This window comes from Pseudomonas sp. 910_21, from assembly GCF_052850735.1.
Genome location: NZ_VXCY01000009.1, coordinates 93,530 through 114,940, shown reverse-complemented (window position 1 = coordinate 114,940; position 21,411 = coordinate 93,530). Strand labels below are relative to the sequence as shown.

General features: G+C 64.6%; 16 protein-coding genes. 5 read left to right on the top strand and 11 right to left on the bottom strand.

Annotation, left to right across the window (positions count from 1 at the left end; translation table 11 throughout):
- Positions 1 to 67 precede the first annotated feature (67 nt).
- Positions 68 to 1,036, top strand: a complete 969-nt coding sequence (locus tag FW796_RS25450; RefSeq protein ID WP_346635517.1) for a LysR substrate-binding domain-containing protein — start codon at positions 68 to 70, stop codon at positions 1,034 to 1,036.
- Positions 1,037 to 1,103: 67 nt separating this feature from the next.
- Here the strand turns inward: FW796_RS25450 and FW796_RS25445 are convergent, their stop codons facing one another.
- From FW796_RS25445 to FW796_RS25435, 3 genes are all read right to left on the bottom strand, one after another.
- On the bottom strand, positions 1,104 to 2,144 hold the full coding sequence (locus FW796_RS25445) for an ABC transporter substrate-binding protein (protein WP_346635518.1): 1,041 nt from the start codon (positions 2,142 to 2,144) through the stop codon (positions 1,104 to 1,106).
- Between the two features lie 546 nt (positions 2,145 to 2,690).
- The gene (locus FW796_RS25440) at positions 2,691 to 3,638 is read right to left on the bottom strand and encodes an AEC family transporter (protein ID WP_446440257.1); all 948 of its coding nucleotides are present in this window, start codon (positions 3,636 to 3,638) and stop codon (positions 2,691 to 2,693) included.
- A complete protein-coding gene (locus FW796_RS25435) occupies positions 3,631 to 4,878 on the bottom strand; it encodes a pyruvate carboxyltransferase (RefSeq protein ID WP_446440256.1) in 1,248 nt (415 codons plus the stop codon). The genes FW796_RS25440 and FW796_RS25435 overlap by 8 nt, the downstream gene beginning before the upstream one ends.
- 397 nt (positions 4,879 to 5,275) lie before the next feature.
- Here FW796_RS25435 and FW796_RS25430 point away from each other — a divergent pair, with 397 nt between their 5' ends.
- From FW796_RS25430 to FW796_RS25420, 3 genes are all read left to right on the top strand, one after another.
- Positions 5,276 to 6,424, top strand: a complete 1,149-nt coding sequence (locus tag FW796_RS25430; RefSeq protein WP_446440255.1) for a MalY/PatB family protein — start codon at positions 5,276 to 5,278, stop codon at positions 6,422 to 6,424.
- A gap of 283 nt (positions 6,425 to 6,707) precedes the next feature.
- The gene (locus FW796_RS25425) at positions 6,708 to 7,766 is read left to right on the top strand and encodes a Rieske 2Fe-2S domain-containing protein (RefSeq protein WP_446440254.1); all 1,059 of its coding nucleotides are present in this window, start codon (positions 6,708 to 6,710) and stop codon (positions 7,764 to 7,766) included.
- 59 nt (positions 7,767 to 7,825) lie between these two features.
- Positions 7,826 to 8,776 carry a PDR/VanB family oxidoreductase gene (locus FW796_RS25420; RefSeq protein ID WP_346635523.1) on the top strand — a complete coding sequence of 317 codons (951 nt, stop codon included), beginning with the start codon at positions 7,826 to 7,828 and terminating at the stop codon, positions 8,774 to 8,776.
- Positions 8,777 to 8,780: 4 nt separating this feature from the next.
- Here the strand turns inward: FW796_RS25420 and FW796_RS25415 are convergent, their stop codons facing one another.
- From FW796_RS25415 to mdlC, 6 genes are all read right to left on the bottom strand, one after another.
- Positions 8,781 to 9,494, bottom strand: coding sequence for a GntR family transcriptional regulator (locus FW796_RS25415; RefSeq protein WP_346635524.1), 714 nt, complete (start codon positions 9,492 to 9,494; stop codon positions 8,781 to 8,783).
- Positions 9,495 to 9,689: 195 nt separating this feature from the next.
- Positions 9,690 to 10,946, bottom strand: coding sequence for an OprD family porin (locus FW796_RS25410; RefSeq protein ID WP_446440253.1), 1,257 nt, complete (start codon positions 10,944 to 10,946; stop codon positions 9,690 to 9,692).
- Between the two features lie 120 nt (positions 10,947 to 11,066).
- Entirely contained in the window at positions 11,067 to 12,542 is a 1,476-nt protein-coding gene (locus tag FW796_RS25405) for an aldehyde dehydrogenase family protein (RefSeq protein WP_446440252.1), read from the bottom strand.
- Between the two features lie 137 nt (positions 12,543 to 12,679).
- Positions 12,680 to 13,603 (bottom strand): ketopantoate reductase family protein, encoded by a 924-nt coding sequence (locus tag FW796_RS25400; protein ID WP_346635527.1) that lies wholly within the window; start codon positions 13,601 to 13,603, stop codon positions 12,680 to 12,682.
- Positions 13,604 to 13,641: 38 nt separating this feature from the next.
- Positions 13,642 to 15,033, bottom strand: a complete 1,392-nt coding sequence (locus tag FW796_RS25395) for an MFS transporter (RefSeq protein WP_346635528.1) — start codon at positions 15,031 to 15,033, stop codon at positions 13,642 to 13,644.
- An 81-nt stretch (positions 15,034 to 15,114) separates the two neighbouring features.
- Positions 15,115 to 16,701 carry a benzoylformate decarboxylase gene (gene mdlC, locus FW796_RS25390; protein WP_446440251.1) on the bottom strand — a complete coding sequence of 529 codons (1,587 nt, stop codon included), beginning with the start codon at positions 16,699 to 16,701 and terminating at the stop codon, positions 15,115 to 15,117.
- A gap of 116 nt (positions 16,702 to 16,817) precedes the next feature.
- On the opposite strand from mdlC, the gene FW796_RS25385 reads away from it, so the two are divergent.
- A complete protein-coding gene (locus FW796_RS25385; protein ID WP_446440250.1) occupies positions 16,818 to 17,714 on the top strand; it encodes a LysR family transcriptional regulator in 897 nt (298 codons plus the stop codon).
- 33 nt (positions 17,715 to 17,747) lie between these two features.
- Here the strand turns inward: FW796_RS25385 and FW796_RS25380 are convergent, their stop codons facing one another.
- Together FW796_RS25380 and FW796_RS25375 are read right to left on the bottom strand one after the other, a co-directional pair.
- Complete coding sequence (locus tag FW796_RS25380) at positions 17,748 to 19,073, bottom strand: MFS transporter (RefSeq protein WP_346635531.1); 1,326 nt, start codon at positions 19,071 to 19,073, stop codon at positions 17,748 to 17,750.
- A gap of 540 nt (positions 19,074 to 19,613) precedes the next feature.
- Entirely contained in the window at positions 19,614 to 21,368 is a 1,755-nt protein-coding gene (locus FW796_RS25375) for an acyl-CoA dehydrogenase family protein (RefSeq protein WP_446440249.1), read from the bottom strand.
- Positions 21,369 to 21,411 lie beyond the last annotated feature (43 nt).

The following is a 21,411-nucleotide window of genomic DNA, read 5'->3' as shown; positions in this document are numbered from 1 at the left end:
GTTTTTTCCAATCTGACAGCGTAAGTCTCCTCTGGCACCGTCAGATTTCTCAAGATCGAGGTCATGGATGAACAGCAACCTACGCTCCCGGTCACCCTTTGAGCAGGCACTGGCCAAAACCGCCCTGCACCGGATCAACGACTATCGCCTGCCCAGCCTCGATGCCCTGCTGGCCTTTGCCGTCGCGGCACAGATGATGAGCATTGACCGGGCCGCGAAGTCCCTGTCGCTGACCAACAGCGCTTTGCGCAAACGTATCTTCACCCTCGAGCAGTTACTGGGACTGCAGTTGTTCGATCGCCAAGGCGGGCCCCTGGCATTGACCGTCGAAGGCCAAATTTATCTGGATCAGATCACCCCGATACTCACGCAACTACTGGCTGTGCCCTTGCACCGCCGTCAGGCCCAGCGCAAGCAACGGCTGACACTCAACTGCCCGCCCACCTTCGCCCGACAGATCCTGGTGCCGCGCCTGGCGGAGCACAGCCTGGCTCATCCAGATATCGATTTGCAGATCCAGCTCTGTGCACCGCTGACCCGGCGCACAGGTCAGGACATCAATATCTGTGGTGACAGCGCCCATGTGGCGCCCCAACAGCGTCTGCTCAATGAACTGCTGCAACCCATGGCGGCACCGGCCCTGTTGGCACGCTTCGGCTATCTGCACCTGCCACGGGACTTCAGCCGCCTGCCGCTGCTGCGCTCGCCCCTGGAGCCTTGGCGCCCGTGGTTGCTGGAAGCACGCCTGAGCCTGCCGGAACCTGACCATGGCCCGGCCCTGCTGGATCTGGGAATGATGCTGGAGGCTGCCGCCAACGCCCAGGGCGTGGTGCTGGCTCGTCCTTCCCTGGCCCACTCGTGGCTGGCAGACGGTCGCCTGCTACCTCTGGGACGGGTGCGCTGCCAACCGGCCTATCACTACGCGCTGCATCAGCACAGTTCGTCGCCCGCTGCGCAAACCCTCTGTAACTGGCTACGACAGGTATGCCGCGACGCGGTGCATCAGGCGGAGAAGCAATTGCAGAACCCGCTTTGAACGCTGCCACAAAAAAGGGCCTGCACAACGTGTGCAGGCCCTTTTTCCTCAGCGCATCAGTAGCCTCTCAACGGGCCGCCCAGGCGTTGAAGCGTTGCTCCAGCTCCTCGCCATGATCGACCCAGAACCCAGCATCCACCGCCCGCGCGCCTTGCAGGTTGGCCTCGTAGGTCGGCAGTTGCTGCTGCACCGCCTCAGGCAACAGGGGCAGTGCCTGACGGTGCACCGGTCCATAGGGGATGTTCTCCGAGAACACCTTCTGCGCCTGGGGCTGGCTGGCGAAGAGAATGAAATCCTCGGCCAGGACCTTGTTCGGCGAGCCTTTGACCACCGCCCAGTACTCCGGGTCGTACAGGCTCTGGGGCCAGAGGATACTCAACTGCATGCCCTCTTTCTGGGCCATGGCAATGCGTCCGTTGTAGGCCGCGCTCATGACCACATCACCGGCCACCAGCCATTGCGCAGGCTGAGCCCCGGCTTCCCACCACTGGATGTAGGGTTTGATCTGATCAAGCTTGGCGAAGGCTCGGGTCACGCCTTGCGGGGTGTTGAGCACCTGATACAACTGGGCCGGCGCCACACCGTCCGCCAGCAGGGCGATTTCCAGGGTGTACTTGGCACTCTTGCGCAAACCGCGCTTGCCGGGGAAATCCTTGAGGTTCCAGAAGTCGGCCCAGGATTCGGGAGCCTTGGCCAGCTTCTGCGGGGCGAAGGCCATGACCATCGACCAGACGTAAGTGGCCACGCCGCACTCGCTCAGGGTGCCCGGAACGAACTGCGCCGGATCACCGAAGCGGGCCAGGTCCAAAGGTTCGAACAAGCCCTCGTCACAGCCGCGCAACAGCTCCGGGCTCTCCACTTCGACCACATCCCAGCTGGTCTTGCCGACATCGACCATGGCCTTGATCTTCGACAGTTCACCGTTGTACTCACCCGCCACCACTCGGGCGGCGCCGCTCTGGTTGAAGGGTTGGAAATAGGCTTTTTCCTGGGCCTGTTTGGTCGCTCCGCCAAAGGAAATGACGGTGAGGTTCTGTGGTTGAGCCGAAGCCCCGGTGCACAGCAGCACCCACGACAATGCAACGCCGCAACGCAAGGTGTTGGACATGAAACCCATCCTCAAGAAAGCCGGCTCGCCCGCACGAACCCGCACAGCAGGAGCCTGGAAGCGACCGTATTCACGGGCGGTACTGCACCAGGCACTACGAGTCTTGGTCAGCGGTGTAAGGCGCCTCGCAGCACAGGCCACGTGGCCGGATCCTCACCGTTGCGGGCTCTGTGGCCCCGTTCGTTTGGAGTGTTTGCAACCGGTCCGGGGTGAGCGGACGCGGTCTTGCTCGAATGGCGGTTCATCGCTTGCTCCCTGTTGTTTTTGTAGGAAGAACAAATCGATCGGCAGTGCATCGCCGGATGCGCCCGTGGCAGTCGGGCAGGCGTATGCAGGGGGTCATTGTTTCCATAACCCGGAACGTTGCGAAACGAGGTTTTTGTGAGGCACAGGCAAGGGAAAAGCTGCTTTGCGGGCAACTGTTGCAGGTTCTCCCAGGGGTATCAGCCCCGCGGCGAACGCCGCGGGACAGGCAAACAAAACACCCCGCAAGCGCATGACGCTTGCAGGGTGCTGAGGCCGGTCATCAACCGGCAGGCTTGAGCATCAGTCCAGCACGACCAGCAACCCCGAGATCACTCCGATGCCCATCACCGCGGAGAGCAGCATGCTGCTGGAGACCTCCGTCTCATAGGTCTTGTAGCGCGACGCCAGGATGAAAACGTTAACCGCCACCGGCAGCGCCGCCATGATCACCGCAATCTTGACCAGGAAGTCGCTGAGGCCAAATACATACCTGGCGGAAACGAACACCAGCACCGGCAGCACCACCACCTTCAACAGAGCCAAAGCGAGGGCGTCGCCCTTGATCAGGTTCTGATTCCTGTGCACGGCAAAGGCAGCGCCCAGGGCCACCAGGGCCAAGGGGCCGGTAGCATTGGTCATCTGCGTGGCGAAGATCTGCAGCGGACCGGGCAACTGCCATTGCAGCGCAATGAACAGCACCGCCAGCAACACCGCCAGGATCAGTGGGTTGCTGACAATGGAGCGGGTCGTGGTGAGCAGCACCCGGGCCAGGTCCGGCTTGGCCTGTACCTCCTGCTGCGCAGTGAGCTCCATGATCAATGCCCCACCCGCCAGGATCATCAGGTTGTCGGCCATGGTGATCATCAACGTCGGCAAGGCCGCCTCATCGCCAAAGGCCATGACCATCAAGGGCAAGCCCATGTACCCCACCACTCCCGATATGGACGACAGCCCACGCAGGCCGGCTACGCGCCCATTACCGCCCCAGATCAGCCGACCGCCCACCGCGGCGATGATGAAGGTCACCAGGCAAGCCAGGTAGTAGGCGCTGAGCAGCCCCCAGTCCAGCTCGCCGTGATCCCGGGTGCCCAGGGTCTTGATGAAAATGAAGCATGGCAGGAACAGCCAGAACACGACCCCCACGAGGCCCTTTACCGTTTCCTTGCCGATGACCCCGATCCGCACTATCCAGTAGCCGGCGAAGATCATGGCAAACAGCGGCATCACCACCGTAAAGACCTTATCCATGAGCGGCATGCCCCCGAACAATCCGCCGTTCGGCATACAACGCCAGTTGCCGGGGGGTGTAAGTCGAGGCGCGGTAGAAATCCATCACCCCGCCCATGACCCGGCGATAGTGGGACTCGATATCCTTCATGGAGGCCTGCATCTCCACTTTCAGGCTGTCCACTATGGGCCACAGGTCTGCATCGGCAATCGCGGCCACATCCAGTCCTGCCGTTGAATAATGAGTCAGGGCCTGGCGAATGGTCTGCGGATGCAGGCCGACATAGTTGACGAAGTACCCCTTCTCATCATTGGTTTCAAGAAAGTCCGGAATATTCAGGACGCCGTAGTTAGAGAGTGTTTCAAACTTGCCGCTCACCGGCCGATAAACACTGGGCAATTGCAAGAAGGTGTCTTCACATTGATGAGCTGCGTTGATCAACTTATCCAGATCAAGTTCACAGGAACCCAAGTTTATATTATTGACCTTGCACAACTTGACCACTTGTTCCAGGGGCGCAATACCCGATCTATTGCCAAAACCGGCCAACGCCCCTTCAACCATCTGAAAGCCCGAATGAATGGCTTGCATGGTATTGGCAAGGGCCAGTCCGTTGTCGTTATGGGCATGCAGGCAAAACACCAGATGGGGGTAATCCTGCACCAGCTTCGAGCACAGCCACTGGGTCACATGGGGCTGCAGCGAGCCCACCGAATCGTTGATCCTGATGACCTCCACCCCGAGGCTGGCCGCCCAGTCGATCTGCCGGCAGATTTCCCCATAGCGCTGGTCAGACACACCCTTGCGAAAATTGTTGAGCACACTGGCCTTGAACCTGACGGCGCCGATGCTGCGGAACGCCTCGATGGCCCGCTCGAACTCCCGCTCACCCTGCCTGTAGGTGATCATGCCGAAACTGAACACCGTGTCGGCGATCCACTGGCGATGTTGCTGGCGGGACTGGAAATAGGCGAAAGCGGTTTCCCAGCAGTTGAGCAGAATGATGAAGGTGGCCCGGGTATCGGCGGGCAGTTCATGGGCTTCCCGGGCCTGGTGCAGACGGTCCCAGACCAGCGGCTCTTCAGGCCCGCAGCCCACCACGAAATCTCTCAATCCTGCTGCCGCCATGGATTTGAGAATCGCCACCTTGGCGTCCACAGAAATGGGAAAGGCCGTACGTTCAATACCTTCCCGAAGGGTTTCATCCACTAGATAGGGGACCGAATAATCACGATAGCGAAGTCCACTTTCAACCGTCATTGCCCTGCTCCTTGCCGGTTCGATTATTGATATACCCACTCACGTTGAAACTTTGAACAAGTCCAATAACCGCCACACCATATAACACCGACTAAAAAAGACAAACTAAGACAATTCTTAAAAATTCCAGCAACAAACAATGACAAACAACTCACAAGAAGTCGCTTGACATAAACTCTATAAAAGATAACCAGAGAACACTCGACATTGAATAAACACCTGTTTCAATTTCAATACTTCACTCTGTACACAAACCATATTCGCCACCATCCACTTCACTCCCCTTGAACCTGCCAGTGCCTTTGCCCCGGGCCTGGCCCAACACACCCTGCCGGCCACCCTCAGGGAAGGCTAGAATCCCTTCCACCCTCCCCATGCGATTCGACGAGACCCGTTCATGAGCTTCGATTTCGATACCCTGCATCCCCGCCAAGGCACCGGCAGCACCAAGTGGAGCCGCTACCCCGAGGACGTCCTGCCCATGTGGGTGGCGGACATGGACTTTGCCGTGGCGGATGGCATTCTCCAGGCCTTGCACCAACGCCTCGAGCACCCGCTGCTGGGCTACAGCGTGGCCCGGGATGAACTGCGCGAAGCCGTGGTCGCCGACCTCTGGAACAAGTACGCCTGGCGTGTGCAGCCCGACGAGTTGATCTTCCTGCCCGGGGTCGAGCCCGGGTTCAACATGGCCCTGCACGCCTTCGTCCAGCCCGGGCAAAAAGTGCTGGTACAGACCCCCAACTACCGCCCGCTGCGCATGGCCCCGGACAACTGGCGCCTGGACAAGGTCGAACTCCCGTTCCAGCTCACCGAGCAAGGCACCTATGTCACCCCCATGGACGCGCTGCGTCAGGCCTTGCAAGGTGCTGGCGCCCTGCTCCTGAGCAACCCTCACAATCCCTTGGGCAAGGTCTTCCCCCGGGAAGAACTGCAAGCCGTGGCCGACGCCTGTCTGGATCAAGGCGCACTGATCATTTCTGACGAAATCCATGCCGAGCTGTGCTTCGACGGGCGCCGGCATATTCCCACCGCATCCCTGAGCCCGGAGATCGCCCGGCGCACCATCACCCTGATGTCAGCGAGCAAGGCCTACAACATCGCCGGGATGAAGACCTGCTTCGCCATCGTCCAGGACCCGGCCACCCGCCTGGCCTTCAACAATGCCCGCGCCGGCATGGTGGACAGCGTCAGCCCCCTGGGCCTGGAAGCGACCCACGCCGCCCTGACCCACGGCGGCCCCTGGCTGCAGGCACTGCTCGGCTACCTGCAAGCCAACCGTGACTACCTGCTGCACGCGGTGCAGACCCGCTTGCCGGGCATTAGCATGCACGCGCCCCAGGGCACTTATCTGGCCTGGCTCGATTGCAGCGCCCTGGGCCTTGCCGACCCCTACGCCTTCTTCCTCAAGGAGGCCAAGGTCGGCCTCAGCGCCGGGCTGGAGTTCGGCGACGACTGCGGGCAATTCGTGCGACTGAACTTCGGCTGCCCGCGGGCCATGCTTGAAGAAGGCATCCAGCGCCTGCAGGACAGCCTGCAACGGCGCTGATTGCCGCACAAACCCACCCCCGCCACCGCAGCCGCCAGATTCCAGCCCCTGGCGCTGCGCCCTCCTGGCCTAGCCCCGCAACCACGCCCCGCCCTGGCGCAGACGGTGTCCTGACACGCGCTCAATGGATCCATAAAAATCGCTCAATGGATCCATAGCCCCCTAAAACCTCAAGAGCAACCGATTATCGAACAAAATATCCGTGCATTCGTTTGACACTCCTAGAGCGCGAACCCTTTAATGGATCCATTAAATAAAAACAACAAACGCCTGGAGAGACGTCATGTACCCAAAAAATGCCTGGTACGTTGCCTGCACCCCCGATGAATTGCAGGGCAAGCCCCTGGGCCGGCAGATCTGCGGCGAACGAATGGTGTTCTACCGCGCCCATGAAGGCCGGGTGGCCGCCGTCGAGGATTTCTGCCCCCATCGCGGCGCCCCGCTGTCGTTGGGTTATGTCGAGAATGGCAACCTGGTGTGCGGCTACCACGGCCTGGTGATGGGCTGCGACGGCAAGACCGTGGAAATGCCCGGTCAGCGGGTACGCGGCTTCCCTTGCAACAAGACCTTCGCCGCGGTCGAGCGCTACGGTTTCATCTGGGTCTGGCCCGGCGACCAGAGCCTGGCCGATCCCGCGCTGATCCATCACCTGGAATGGGCCGACAACGAACAGTGGGCCTACGGCGGCGGGCTGTTCCACATCCAGTGCGACTACCGGCTGATGATCGACAACCTGATGGACCTGACCCACGAAACCTATGTCCACGCCTCCAGCATCGGCCAGAAGGAGATCGACGAGGCGCCGCCACAGACCACAGTGGACGGCGATCAGGTGGTCACCGCCCGCCATATGCACAACGTCATGCCGCCGCCGTTCTGGCGCATGGCCTTGCGCGGCAACCAGCTGGCCGACGACGTGCCGGTGGACCGCTGGCAGATCTGCCGCTTCAGCCCGCCCAGCCATGTGCTGATCGAAGTCGGCGTGGCCCACGCCGGCCACGGCGGTTACGACGCCCCCGCGGCATTCAAGGCGTCGAGCATCGTGGTGGACTTCATCACCCCCGAAAGCGACACCTCGATCTGGTACTTCTGGGGTATGGCGCGCAACTTCAACCCGCAGGACCAGGCCCTCACCGCCAGCATCCGCGAAGGCCAGGGCAAGATCTTCAGCGAAGACCTGGAGATGCTCGAACGCCAGCAGCAGAACCTGCTCGCCCAGCCCCAGCGCAGCCTGCTCAAATTGAACATCGACGCCGGCGGCGTGCAGTCGCGACGGGTACTGGAACGCCTGATCGCCCAGGAGCGCGAGCCCCGGGAAGCACTGATCGCGGCAAGCCGATAAGTCCCTCTCCGCCCCCGACAGCCAGCCGGCCCGGATGCGGCCACTGGCGAGGACCGACAATGATCGACGTACTGGTGGTCGCGCGCCACAGCGAAGCCCTGGACATCTGCAGCTTCGAACTGGCCGCGGCCGACGCAAGCCCCCTGCCCGCCTTCAGCGCCGGCGCCCATATCGACGTGCATCTGGCCAACGGCCTGGTGCGCCAATATTCACTGTGCAACCACCCCGAAGAACGCCACCGCTACGTGATCGGAGTACTCAAGGACCCCGCCTCGCGAGGCGGCTCAAGCAGCCTGCACCAACAGTTGGAGGTGGGCGCGCGCCTGCGCATCAGCCAGCCACGCAACCTGTTCGCCCTGGCCCCCGGCGCGCGGCGCAGCCTGCTGTTCGCTGGCGGCATCGGCATTACCCCGATCCTCAGCATGGCCGAGCACCTGGCCCACAGCGGCGCGGATTTCCAGCTGCACTACTGCGCCCGTTCGGCCGAGCGCGCGGCCTTTGTCCCGCGCCTGCGGCAATCGCCTTTCGCCGAGCGGGTCAGCCTGCATTTCGACGAACAGCCCGAGACTGCCCTGGATATCGCGCACGCCCTGGGCGCGCCGCAGGATGATCTGCACCTGTATGTCTGCGGCCCCAGCGGGTACATGCAGCACGTGCTGGACAGCGCCAGGGCCCTGGGCTGGAAGGAACAATGCCTGCACCGCGAGTACTTCAGCGCCGCGCCCGTGGACCACAGCTCCGATGGCAGCTTCGCAGTCAAGCTGGCCAGCAGCGGGCAGGTGTTCCAGGTGCCGGCCGATCGCAGCGTGGTCCAGGTGCTGCAGGACCAGGGCATCGAGGTGGCGATTTCCTGCGAACAAGGGATCTGCGGCACCTGTCTGACCCGGGTGCTGGAGGGGGTGCCGGAGCACCGCGACCTGTTCCTCACCGAGGAAGAACAGGCGTGCAACGATCAGTTCACGCCCTGCTGTTCCCGCGCCAAGACCCCGTTGCTGGTGCTGGATCTCTAACGCCTCACGGCGAGGGCAGGATCAACTTCATGCGCTCGTCGGCCAGCGCCGAACCGAAGATCTCGGCGTAACGCAAGGTGGCGTTGGCATGCTCGCGCATCAACGCTTCGGCCCGTGCGCCCTGGCCGTTGACCAGGGCGTCGAACACCGAATGATGCTGCATGTGGGCGTAGTTGAAGCGCCGGTATTCCCGGGCCATGTCCTGGCGGTCCACCGCCAGGGCGGTAACCGAGGCAAACGGCAGGTGGTCGTTGCGCGCCAGGGCATCGGCGATCGCCGGGTTGCCGCTGCCCGCCACGATCACCTGGTGAAAACGCATGTTGAGGTCGTGATAGACCTCCAGGTCTTCCTCGTTGACATAGCCCTTGTCGAACAGCGCATCGCCCTCGACCAGGCAACGTTCGAGAATCGCCCGGCCCTCGGCCGACAGCCCCCGTTCGGCGGTCTGGCGCGCCGCTAGGCCTTCCAGCACCCCGCGCACCTCCACCGCACCGGCAATGTCCTGGGCGCTGACCGAACGCACCTGAAAACCGCGGCCGCCGAAACGCACCAGCAGGCCTTCCTGCTCCAGGGTGCGAAAGGCCATGCGCACCGGCATGCGCGACACCCCGAAGCGCTCGGCGGTAGGCACTTCCATCAAGCGCTCGCCTGCCGCCAGCTCGCCCGAGGCGATCATCTTGCGCAGCGCGACCAGCACCGTTTGACCGGGTTTGCTCATCCGGGCAGCTTCCTGAAAAAAGGTGGGCGGCCATAGTAACGCAAGGCCCGCCGCAACGCGTATCCAGGCGTAGCCTGGCGCCGCCGCCGGGCCACGGCGAGGCGGCGCACAGGCCCACAGGGCCTTGCCTGGCGATCTACCGCAAGACCTCCCGCGCCCTTGCAATCGCCGCCTGCGGCAGCGGCTACAGGCTATTCACAGCGACAACGGGTAGCTGACGATCAGCCGGGTCTGGTCGAAGTCGCTGTTAAAGCTGCGCCGGTTGGTAGCGTTGTTCAGCCGCAGGCTGAGGTTCTTCAGGGTGCCGCTTTGCAGGGTGTAGCTGATCTCGGTATCGCGCTCCCACTCATGGCCGTCCTTGCCGACCTTGGTGGTGGCGTTGTCGCCACGCCCGTAACGCACCATGGCCAGCAGCCCGGGAACCCCGGAAGCGGCGAAGTCATAGTCGTAGCGCAGCTGCCAGGAGCGCTCGCCGGCGTTGCTGAAGTTGCCGTTGAACATGTCGTTGCCCAGGGTCCGGCCGCTGCTGCCGTAGACCGACATCCAGGGGCTGTCACCGCTGACCTTCTGCAACCCCAGGTACAGCGTGTGCCCGGCCCGCGCGGCGGAAAACAGGCCATAGGCGGTGTGGCTGTCGACCCGGCCGATGCGCGCGCTGCCATCGTCGCGGTCGATGAAGTAGCCCAGGTTGCTCCCCAGCACCCAGTCGCCCACCGGCTGTTTGTGCTGCAAGTTGAAATAGCTCTGGCGGTAGATGTCCTGCAGTTGCGAATGCCAGGCGCCGAGCAGGGTGCGCTGCTGGTTGAAGCGGTATTCGGCGCCGGCGTAGTTGAAACCATCGGACTTCACCCCCGGCGCGGCCCAGGCCGAAAGGTCCTGCATGTCCGATGAGTTGCGCAGGCTCACGGCCCGGTACTGCCCGGCCTGCAGGCCCAGGCCGTCGATCTCGCGGGACACCAGCATGGCCCCGCGAAAGGTCTGCGGCAGCAGGCGGCCATCGTCATAGCGCAGCAGCGGCACGTCCGGCAGCAGCTCGCCGAGCTTGAATTCGGTGGCGGAAATCCGCGCCTTCAACGCCGCCCCGGCCCGGCCGAAATTGTCCGCCGCGCGACCATCGTCGTGCACCGGCAGCAACTCCGAGCCGCTGACCCGGCGGCTGCTGTCGAGCTTGAGGCCGAACAGGCCGATGGCATCCAGGCCAACACCCACGGTGCCCGGGGTGTAGCCGGAACTGAACTTGAGGATGAAGCCCTGGGCCCACTCCTCGATCTGCCCCTTGGGCGCGTCGTGGTCGCGAAAATCCCGGTTGAAGTAGTAGTTGCGCAGCAGCAGGTCGGTCTTGCTTCCCTCGAAGAAACCGCTGTCGTCGCCAGCCCAGGAAGGGGCGCACAGGCCCGCTGACAGACAAGCCCCAACCAGGGAACGGCAGAGCATCGGATGACGGGTGTTCATTATTATTGTTCTCCGTTTTTCATAAGCGCAGCCGTGCCCCGACAGGCCGGTAGCGGCCCGTCCGTTCACGGATGCGCAAGTGCCCGGCCTGGGCGGCCGGGGGTTGTTCAGGTCAGCCCGTCAGAAGGGATACTGACGTGGCCGGTGCTGCACGCTAATCCAGTGGTCGCGGGTGAACTCGTCGATCGCCCAGTCGCCGTTGAAGCGCCCCAGCCCGGAGTTCTTCTCGCCACCGAACGGCGCGTTGGCCTCATCGTTCACCGGCACATCGTTGATGTGGGTCATGCCCGCGCGCACCTGGCGGGCGAAGTTCACCCCGCGCTCCAGGCTGCGGGTGAACACCGCGCTGGACAGGCCGAACTCGCTGGCATTGGCCAGCTCCAGAGCGTGAGCTTCGTCCCGGGCGCGCAGCAGCCCCACCAGCGGGCCGAAGATTTCATTGCGTGCCAGGTCCATGTCGGCCCGCACCTCGCCGTAGACATGGGGTGCCAGCAGATTGCCGTTCACCCCGCCCTCGTACAGCGGCTCGGCGCCCTGCTCGCGGGCCAGGGCGATCTTGTCCTGCAAGCCCTGCAACTGGCGGGCGTTGATCACCGGGCCGATCACGGTCTCCAGCGATTGCGGATCCCCCACCTTGAGCTGCTTGACCCGGGCCACGAAGCGCTGGGCAAAGGCGTCGTAGAGCCGTTCATCGACGATGATCCGGTTGATCGCCATGCAGATCTGCCCCTGGTGCAGGAACTTGCCGAACACCGCGGCGTTCACCGCTTGCTCCAGGTCGGCATCGTCGAGCACCACGAACGGGCTGTTGCCCCCCAGCTCCAGGGCCACGTGCTTGAGATGCTCGCCACCACTGGCGATGCGACCGATGCCGCGCCCCACCGGGGTCGAGCCGGTGAAGGTGATCAGCGCCGGCACCGGGTGCTCGACAAAAGCATCGCCAATCTCGCTGCCGGCCCCCACCACCACACTGAACACCCCGGCGGGCAGCCCCGCCTCCTCGAAGATCCTGGCCAGCAGCAGGCCACCGCACACCGGGGTATCGCTGGCCGGCTTGACCACCACCGCGTTGCCCAGGGCCAGGGCCGGGGCGATGGAACGCTGGGTCAGGTGCAGCGGAAAGTTCCACGGGCTGATCACCCCCACCACCCCCAGGGCACTGCGGTAGACCCGGCTTTCCTTGCCCGGCACATCGGACTCGACAATCCGCCCATGCACTCGTGCCGGGAACGACGCCGACTCCAGGGTAATGGCCCGCGCCGCGCCCCATTCGGCCAGGGCCTTGATCCGCGTGCTGCCGGATTCGCGGATGATCCAATTGACGATTTCCTCCTGGCGCCGGTCGAAGATCGCCACCGCCCGGTGCAACACTGCCGCGCGCTGCGACGGGCCCAGGGCCGCCCATTCCGGCTGCACCTGGGCGGCCTTGGCATAGGCCACATCCAGGTCGCTACGGTTGGCCTGGGCCACTTCCAGCAACAGCGCACCATCGAACGGATTGGTCACCGCCAGGGTCTTGCCGGCGGCTCCGGGGCGCCACTGCCCGGCGATGGGTTGCAGATGCAGATCGCGATAGACCGCGTTGGATTCACTCATGAAAAATCTCCTCATGGAACAGCATTCATAAACCGATGTGTCGCCCATAAACCGCCGGTGTAGGCGCTGGCTTGCCAGCGAAGATACCCACCAGAACAACACAAGACTCAAGGCCCTCTTCGCCAGCAAGCCGGCTCCTACAAGATGGCGCGTTGTTCGATCAGCCGCAGCAGGCCGAGCAGGGTTTCGGTGTGGGGCACCGCCACCCCCGCCTCTCGCGCCCGGGCCACTACCTGGCCGTTGATCGCGCCGATTTCCGTGGGCCGCCCGGCCAACACGTCCTGCAGCATCGAGGGCTTGTGGGTTCGGTGGTGGTCCATGGCAAAAGCCACGCTGTCCAGGCAGCGCTGGGCATCCAGCACTATCCCCTGGGAGCCGGCCACGGCCACCACCTCCATGACGATGGCCCGGGCCAGCGCCACGCCTTCCGGCGCCGCGGCCAGCTGGCCCACCGTGCAGCCAGTGGCCGCGCACAGGCTGTTCAGCGCCGCATTGAAGGCAACCTTCTCCCAGATCGACGTCCAGACCTCGGGGTCCACCGAACAATTGAGCCCGGCCGCGTCCAGTACCGCCGCCACTTCAGCGCTGGCCTGGCGCTCACCCTCGTCGAGGGCCAGCACCCGGACCATGCCCTGGCCATGGGAATGCACCTGCCCCGGCCCAAGCATGTCGGCGGGCCAATTGGTCATGCCGATCAGCACCTGCTGCGGGGCCACATGCCGCGACAAGGCTTCGGCGTTGCCCAGGCCGTTCTGCAGGGTCAGCACCCGGGTGTGCCCGGCAATATGCCCGGCAACGCTGCGCAAGGCGCTGTCGGTGTGCAGGGTCTTGGTGAAGACCAGCAGCAGGTCCGGGTGCCCGCTGGCCTGTTCCGGGCGGCAGGCGTTCAAGCCCCTGATGCGCCGCTCGCCGTGGTCGGTGGCCAGCAGCAGGCCGTCACGGTGGATGGCTGCCAGATGCGCGTCATTGATGTCCAGCAGCGTCACCTGCTGCCCGCTTTCCGCCAGCAGGCCGCCAAACAGCGAACCCATGGCACCCGCACCGAGAATGGTGATGTTCATCGAACCTCCTGATTGAATGAGCGTTTCAAGGACGGCGTTCATGACTGGCCCGGCAGGCGCCGGGGGATGTGCCGGCGCACGATCAGCAGCGCGATCAGCGCCATGAGCATCACCGCGCCCAGCAGCGTCAGGTAGCCCTCGGCCCCACCCCGGGTGATCACCAAGGCCCCGGCGAAGGCACTAAGGATCGCCCCCAGGCGTCCGAAGGCCAGGGCCGAGGCGGTGCCAGTGGCGCGCACGCCGGTGGGGTAGATAAAGGCGCACAGCGCGTACATGGTGGACTGCACCGCGTTGACGAATAGGCCGTGCACGCCGAAGCCGAAGATCAGCAAGCCGGTGTCCTGATGGATATCCACCCCCTGCAAGGCAAAGGCGCTGGCCGCGCCACCGGCACAGCAGATCAGCAACGGCCAGAACGAGCCCCAGCGGGTGATGGCCACCGCACAGACCAGCGCGCCGATGACCCCGCCGAGGTTGTAGGCGGTCAACCCGGACCCGGCCACCGACAGCTCCAGACCTTCGGACAGGAGCATGGTCGGCAGCCAGCTGAAGGCGCTATAGACCGCAGTCAGGCACATGAAGAAGGCCACCCAGAGGGCCAGGGTGTCGCGTCCATAGCCACGGGCGAACAAGGTGCGGAAACCGCCCTGCTTCTCGCTCTTCTGCTCCAGGGCATCGGTGTAGACCACCCCCGCTGCCATCGGCCGACCCATGCGCCCGAGCAAGGTACTCAGCTCGTTCCAGCGCTGGGGCCGGCGCGCCAAAAAGCGCGGCGACTCCGGCAGCGTCGCCAGCAAGGCAAAGCCCAGGACGATGGGCAGGCTGCCACCGATGAAAAACAGGGTGCGCCAGCCGTACAGCGGCAACACATGGGAAGCGAACAATCCCGCCAGCATCCCGCCCAGGGGCACGCAGACAATGGTGGCAGTCACCGCCAGGGTGCGCCGCCGCGCCGGGGTGAATTCGGCCGTCACCGTGGTCGCGCTGGGCAGCGCGCCACCGATGCCCAGGCCGGCGATGAAGCGCAAGACCGCCACCGCCAGCGCATTGGGTGCCAGGCCAATGGCGCAAGTGGCCACACCGAACACAAAGACACTGGTAATGATCGCCATGCGTCGGCCGAACCGGTCGGCAAACAAACCGGCGCAGGCACTGCCGATGCCCATGCCGATCAGCCCGGCCGCCACCGCCGGAGCAAACGCCTCACGGGTGATGCCCCACTCCTTGATCATCAGCGGAATGGCAAAACCGATCAGTTGGCCGTCGAAGCCGTCCATGACGATGGACAGCGCCGCCAAGAGCACCACCAGTTTCTGCATGCCGGTGAAGGGGCCATGGTCGAGCAAGGTGCCGATGTCGGCGTGGGTGGAGCCGGCACGCGCCGGCTGGGGCGCGTCGTCTATCACAACAGTGACCGAAGTCGTGTTCATAACCACCTCTTTTTATTCTTCTGGTGAGTCCGCAGGTTGCGGTTGGCAAGGCCGGGCTCGCGCCCGGCGACTAGGCAGCCCTCAGGGTTCGATGGTCAGGGTCGGCACCTCGATCAGTACCGGGCGGTTGCCCGCCAGGGCTTCACTCAGGGCCTGGGCGAACTCCTCGCGGGTGTTTGCCTGCACCGAGTGCACGCCATAGCCGCGGCCGATGGCGCAGAAGTCCAGGCCGGGCACGTCCAGCCCCGGGGCGTCGCTGACCTGCAGCACACCGGCGAACCAGCGCAGGGCGCCGTAGGTGCCGTTCTTGAGGATGATGAACACCACCGGGATCTGGTACTGGGCGGCGGTCCACAGCGCAGTGATACCGTAATTGGCCGAGCCGTCGCCAATGACCCCGATCACCCGCCGCTCGGGGCGGGCCAGTTGCACCCCCACTGCCGCCGGCAGGCCGAAGCCCAGGCCACCGGCCGCCGGGAAGTAGTAACTGCCGGGTTCGCGCATTTCCACTCGCTGCCAGAAGGCACCGACGGTTGAGGTGGATTCCTTGACGTAGATCGCATCCTTGGGTGCCAGCTCGTTGATCACGTCGAACACGGTTTCCGGGCGCAGCAGGCCGTCGCTTTCCTCGACCGGCGCCGGTGCCGGCAAGGCTGCCGGCTGCGGCCGGTCGCACTCTGGCAGCGCCCAGACCAGGGCCTGCAAGGTCTCGGCAATGTCCCCCACCAGCGCATCGCCCATGGGCGCTCGGGCCGCTTCACCGGGATCGCAGGTGATGTGCAGCAACTCGGTGCCCTCAGGCAGGTAGTCCCCCGGGGCGAACTGGTGATAACGGAACACCGGAGCGCCCACCACCAGGATCAGGTCATGCTCCACCAGACAGCGACTGATGCCGGCGATGGCCGCCGGCAGTACCCCGCGAAAACTCGGGTGGCGCGTAGGAAACGGGCAACGGGACGCAGACGGCGCAACCCAGGCCGGCATCCGCAGTTTCTCCGCCAGTTGCACCGCCAGCGCGTTGCTCTGGCTGCCGTCCACATCCGGCCCCAGCACCAGCACCGGGTTGCGCGCCGCCGCCAGGCGCTGTACCAGGCTGCGCAGTTGCGCCGCTGAAGGCAGCCCGGCGCTGGCCACCTGGCGCCGCGCCAGATGCTCGACCCCGGCCGGTGCCGCGCGTGCCCAATCGTCATAGGGAATCGACAGATACACCGGGCCCTTGGGCGCCTGGTTGGCCAGGTGAATCGCCTGGCTCAAGGCCCGGGGCACGTCCTCGGCACAGGCCGGTTCATGGCTCCACTTGACCAGCGGCTTGGGCAACTGCGGCGCATCGACGTTGGCCAGCATCGCCTCGACACCGATCATCGACCGCACCTGCTGGCCGGCGGTGATCACCAGCGGGCTGTGGGAGTACCAGGCATTAGTCAGCGCGCCCATGCCGTTGCCGGTGCCCGCCGCCGCATGCAGGTTGACGAACGCCGGCCGGCCACTGGCCAGGGCGAAGCCGTCGGCCATGCCGACCACCGCGCCTTCATGCAGGCCGAGGATGTAGCGGAAGTCTTCAGGAAAGCCCTTGAGAAAGGGCAGTTCGTTGGAACCCGGGTTGCCGAACACCGTGGTCAGGCCGTGTTGCCGGAGGATGTCGTAGGAAGCGCTATGGACGGTTTTCATAGGGACCTTTGCCGCTGCTTTTTTAGAATTTGAGTTACTCTTGCAGCCGCGATTAAATTGATCAAATCGATACTATTTCTATTAAAAATAAGATCCATCTATATCCATGAGGCACCATGAGCCACATCGATCTGAACCTGATCCGCACCTTCGTCACCCTCTACGAAGCCCGCAGCGTGACCCTGGCCGCCGAGCGCCTGTTCGTCACCCAACCCTCGGTCAGCTATGGCCTGGCGCGGCTGCGGGAGCTGTTCGACGACGGCCTGTTCAGCCGCAGCCGCGACGGCATCCAGCCCAGCCAACTGGCCGATGAGCTGTACCCGCCCCTACGCCAATCTCTGACGCGGATCGAAAACACCGTGCACAGCACCCGGCGCTTCGACCCGGCGACCACCGAGCGACGCTTTCGCATCGCTCTCTCCGACCTCGGCGAAATGGGCTTTCTGCCGCTGATCCTGGCGCGTCTTAACCAGCAGGCCCCGGAAGCCGAAGTCGAGGTCCTGCCGCTGCAGGTGGACCAGGCCGGCGAATGGCTCAGCAGCGCCAAGGTCGACGCGCTGATCTGCCGCAAGCCCCTGACCGGCACCCGCAGCCAGGTACTGATCCGCGAGCGCTACGTGTGCCTGCTCAGCGACCGCCACCCACGCATCGGCCAGCACCTGAGCCTGGAGCAGTTCCTCGCCGAGCGGCACATCGCCGTGACCCGCACCACCGGCCACGGCAGCATCGAGGACGTGCTCAAGCAGATGAACGCCAAGCGCCGCATCAGCCTGCAGGTGCCGCACTTCTCGGTGCTGCCCAAGATCCTGCCCGGCACCGACCTGCTGGCGGTGCTGCCGGCGCAGATCGCCCGCCTGTTCATTTTCGAAGGCGGCCTGCAGCAACTGGAGCTGCCGTTCCCGGTGGGGGAATTCGACGTGTCCCTGCACTGGCACCCCAACAGCGACAGCTCCGCCGCACTGACCTGGTTCCGCCAGACCGTGACTGCGGCGATCATCGACGGCCAGTCTTGAAGCGGCGCCCGCTGCCGCATCCAGTTGCGCGAGCTAGGCCAGGGCCGCTTGCGCCTGCGGCGCTGCCGGGCGCAGCAGTAACAGGCAACCCGCCGCCAGCACGAAGACCACGGCAAACACCCCATACAGGTGCAGCGGCTGCCAGCCGGCATCCAGCAGCATCCCGGCCACCGTCGGCGAGACAATCGCGCCAATGCGCCCGATGCCGATCCCCCAGCCCACCCCGGTAGCCCGCACCGAAGCGTCGTAGACCACCGGCGACAAGGCATACAGACCGGCCACGCAGCCGTTGGCGAACAGCCCGATCAGCAGCCCCAGGCCCAGGGCCGCGGCAATCGACGAGGCACTGCCGACAAACAACACCAAGAGCCCGGCGGTCACCAGCATGAACAGCGACAGCACCCGGGTCAGCGGCCAGCGCGAAGACAAGCCGCCGATCAGTGCCGCGCCGAAGATCCCGCCAACACTCAGCAGCACCCCGCCGGTGATCCCCTGCTGCGCCGAAAGCCCAGCGGCCACCAGCAGTTTCGGGGTCCAGCTCATGACGAAGTAGAAACCGAACATCACCAGGAAAAACAGCAGCCAGATCAGCAGCGTGGTGCGCCGCATCGGCCCGGCGAACAACTGGCCGAAGCCGCTGACGGCGCCCTCCTCGCGCAGCGCCGCAACGGGCAGCCGCGCCAGCGTCGGGTGCCCCAGGCGATGGGCCAGGCGATTGACCCGCAGCAGAGCATCGGCCGGGCGCCGGGCCAGGAGAAAGTCCAGGGATTCAGGGAGCCAGAGCAGCACCAGAGGGATCACCAGCAAGGTGACGATGCCGCCAAACACAAACACCGAACGCCAGCCCCAATGGCTCAGCAGCCACACCGCCAGCAAGCCGCCCAGGGTCGCCCCCAGGGCATAGCCGGTGGATTGCAGGCTCACCGCCAGACCACGCCAGCGGCGGCTGGCGTACTCGGCGGCGATCACATTGCTGCTGGCCAGGATGCCGCCAATGCCCAACCCGGTCAGGCCGCGCAACAACGCCAGTTGCAACGGGCTCTGGCTGGTGGCCGAAAGCAACATGCCGACACCGGACAGCAACAGGCACCCCAGAATCAGCGGCCGGCGGCCGAAGCGATCGGCCCAGGGCGCGATAAACAGCGAACCGCCGGCCATGCCGAACAACCCGGCACTGAGCAGCAGGCCGATCTGCGCACCGTTGAGTTGCCACTCGGCGGACACCGAGGCGGCGGTGAAGGCCATCACCAGCACATCGAAGCCGTCGATCATGTTGAGGACGATGCAGATACCGATCGCCAGACACTGGAACGCACCCATCGGCCCCTGATCGAGCCGTTGCTTGAGATCGCGGTTCATGGGTGCACCTGCCATTCGGCCATGAGCCGAAGCGCAACACCCAGCGAACCTGTGCACACAGACAGCCAGCGCGCGCCAGCCAGGTGGCCGCACGCCGTCGAAAAGACATTCATGACGAAACCCTTTTTGTTGTTTTTATTGCGGACGGTCAGGAGGGCTCCTGCCATCGCCAGGTCGCCAATAAAGCGCCTAATGGATCCACTAGCAAGAGAGAAACGGACTGAAAAAGTCGGTAAAAACACTCGAAATCGACCTGAAACGAGCGAAATGACCATAAGGATCAAAGACTTATGTACCGGACAAGCCCCCCGGATTAGCGGGCGATTATCGCCCACCCGCGTTCACCCAAGGGACTAAAACCGCTAAAGACAGTGCACTTAAGGGCGCTTGAGCTTCACAACGGCCTGACACCGGCCCTTTCAGGACGCCGAGCGCCCCGCAAGGGCCAGCGCCCTCCCGGCACCCACCTTCACCGCTGATCCATCAGCGCCTGATCGTCGCCGCTGACACCCACCAATGGATCCAATAAAACGAGCCGCATCAAATAAACGCCAACTCCGCCCGGGCGTTGCGTACTGCCGTCATCCGCTGTTCGACCTGGGGCAACAGGTAGCTGAAAAAGAACCCCGCCGTCTCAAGCTTGGCCCCACGCAGCGGATCGCCCTCGGGCAGCCTGCGCGACACCCGTGCCGCCCGCGCCCAGGCAAGTGCCAGTAGGCTCAGGCCACACAACGCCAGAAAATCCCCGGCCGCGCGATACGGGTACTCGGCATCCTCCAGCGCCCACTGTTGCACCTCGCCCACCCGTTCCTGCAACGCCTCGGCCAGATCCCCTAACGACCGGGCAAACCCTGCGCACTCGGGCAACTGTGCGCCGCGCCCAGCCTCGGCGCACAGTTGCTCAAGCAACAGCGCGAAGCCCTGTCCCCCATCCCCAAGCACCTTGCGCAACAGCAGGTCGTTGGCCTGAATCTCGTTGCTGCCTTCGTAGATCATGGCGATGCGGCTGTCGCGCAGGGTCTGCTCGATGGCGAACTCGGCGACGTAGCCGTAGCCGCCGAAGACCTGCAAGGCGTTGCTGGCCTGACGAAAGCCCTGCTCGGTAAAGAAGGCCTTGATGATCGGCGTCAGCAGTTGCGCCAGTTGATCGGCCTGGCGCCGGACCTGGGGCTCAGGGTGATGTTCGGCCTCATCCAGCAGGTGCGCAGCCCAATAACCGATGGCCCGCAAGCCCTCGCTGGTGGCGCGCAATTCCAACAGCACGCGGCGCATGGCCGGGTGGTAGCGAATCGGGTCGGCGGCCTGGGCGGCGACACCGGCGGGGCGCAATGGCGCACGCATCTGTTGGCGTTCGCCAGCGTAGTCGCGGGCGTTCTGCCACGCCGCTTCGACATGCCCCAGGCCCTGCAGGCCCACGTGCAGGCGCGCCGAATTCATCATCACGAACATCGCCGCCAGGCCGCGATGGGCCTCGCCCACCAACCAGCCCTGGGCCGCCTCGAACACCAGGGAACAGGTGGCGCTGCCCTTGATCCCCATCTTGTGTTCGATGCCGTCGCAGCGCACGCCGTTGCCCTGGCCCCGCTCGAGGCGCTTGGGCACCAGGAACAGCGAGATTCCCCGGCTGCCCTCCGGCGCGCCCGGCAGCCGGGCCAGCACCAGATGCAGGATGTTGTCGGTGAGGTCATGCTCGCCGCCGGAAATGAACAGCTTGCTGCCGCTGAGGCGATAGCTGCCGTCGGCCTGGGGCTCGGCACGACAGCGCAACAGGCCGACATCACTGCCGGCCTGGGGCTCGGTCAGGCACATGGTGGGCAGGCTCGCGCCACTGATGATCTCGGGCAGGTAGCGCTCCTGGAGCCAGGGCGCGCCGTGGGTCTTGAGGCACAGGTAAGCGCCATGGGCGATGCCGGTGTACATGGCCCAGGCGTGGTTGCTGGCGTAGAGCATCTCTTGCAGCGCCGCGTCCAGCAGCTGCGGCAGGCCCTGGCCACCCAAAGCTTCGGCGCAGACCAGGGCCGGCCAGCCGCCCTCGACATAGGCCCGATAGGCCTCGGCAAAACCCTCCGGGGTGCTGACCTGCCCGTCCGCCCACTGGCAGCCCTGGCGATCGCCTCTGGCGTTCAGCGGGGCCAGCACGTCCTGGCTGAAACGCGCGGCCTGCTCCAGCACCTGCAGCGCCAGGGGCAAGTCCAGCACGTCGAACGCCGGGCTCCGACGCCACGCTTCGGGGGCCTCCAGCCAGTGCTCAAGGACAAATTGCATATCGCGCAGCGGCGCATGGTAGCTCCACATGGGGACACCTCATCGAGTAGAAATAGAGTGGCCCGCCAGGGGC

What these genes read in the sequence shown, in the direction of transcription:
- FW796_RS25375 (WP_446440249.1), bottom strand. Translation starts at nt 21,368, where the DNA reads ATGTGGAGCTACCATGCGCCGCTGCGCGATATGCAATTTGTCCTTGAG.
- FW796_RS25405 (WP_446440252.1), bottom strand. Translation starts at nt 12,542, where the DNA reads ATGAGTGAATCCAACGCGGTCTATCGCGATCTGCATCTGCAACCCATC.
- FW796_RS25440 (WP_446440257.1), bottom strand. Translation starts at nt 3,638, where the DNA reads ATGGATAAGGTCTTTACGGTGGTGATGCCGCTGTTTGCCATGATCTTC.
- FW796_RS25415 (WP_346635524.1), bottom strand. Translation starts at nt 9,494, where the DNA reads ATGAGCAAACCCGGTCAAACGGTGCTGGTCGCGCTGCGCAAGATGATC.
- mdlC (WP_446440251.1), bottom strand. Translation starts at nt 16,701, where the DNA reads ATGAAAACCGTCCATAGCGCTTCCTACGACATCCTCCGGCAACACGGC.
- FW796_RS25410 (WP_446440253.1), bottom strand. Translation starts at nt 10,946, where the DNA reads ATGAACACCCGTCATCCGATGCTCTGCCGTTCCCTGGTTGGGGCTTGT.
- FW796_RS25380 (WP_346635531.1), bottom strand. Translation starts at nt 19,073, where the DNA reads ATGAACCGCGATCTCAAGCAACGGCTCGATCAGGGGCCGATGGGTGCG.
- FW796_RS25425 (WP_446440254.1), top strand. Translation starts at nt 6,708, where the DNA reads ATGTACCCAAAAAATGCCTGGTACGTTGCCTGCACCCCCGATGAATTG.
- FW796_RS25430 (WP_446440255.1), top strand. Translation starts at nt 5,276, where the DNA reads ATGAGCTTCGATTTCGATACCCTGCATCCCCGCCAAGGCACCGGCAGC.
- FW796_RS25385 (WP_446440250.1), top strand. Translation starts at nt 16,818, where the DNA reads ATGAGCCACATCGATCTGAACCTGATCCGCACCTTCGTCACCCTCTAC.
- FW796_RS25420 (WP_346635523.1), top strand. Translation starts at nt 7,826, where the DNA reads ATGATCGACGTACTGGTGGTCGCGCGCCACAGCGAAGCCCTGGACATC.
- FW796_RS25445 (WP_346635518.1), bottom strand. Translation starts at nt 2,144, where the DNA reads ATGTCCAACACCTTGCGTTGCGGCGTTGCATTGTCGTGGGTGCTGCTG.
- FW796_RS25450 (WP_346635517.1), top strand. Translation starts at nt 68, where the DNA reads ATGAACAGCAACCTACGCTCCCGGTCACCCTTTGAGCAGGCACTGGCC.
- FW796_RS25395 (WP_346635528.1), bottom strand. Translation starts at nt 15,033, where the DNA reads ATGAACACGACTTCGGTCACTGTTGTGATAGACGACGCGCCCCAGCCG.
- FW796_RS25435 (WP_446440256.1), bottom strand. Translation starts at nt 4,878, where the DNA reads ATGACGGTTGAAAGTGGACTTCGCTATCGTGATTATTCGGTCCCCTAT.
- FW796_RS25400 (WP_346635527.1), bottom strand. Translation starts at nt 13,603, where the DNA reads ATGAACATCACCATTCTCGGTGCGGGTGCCATGGGTTCGCTGTTTGGC.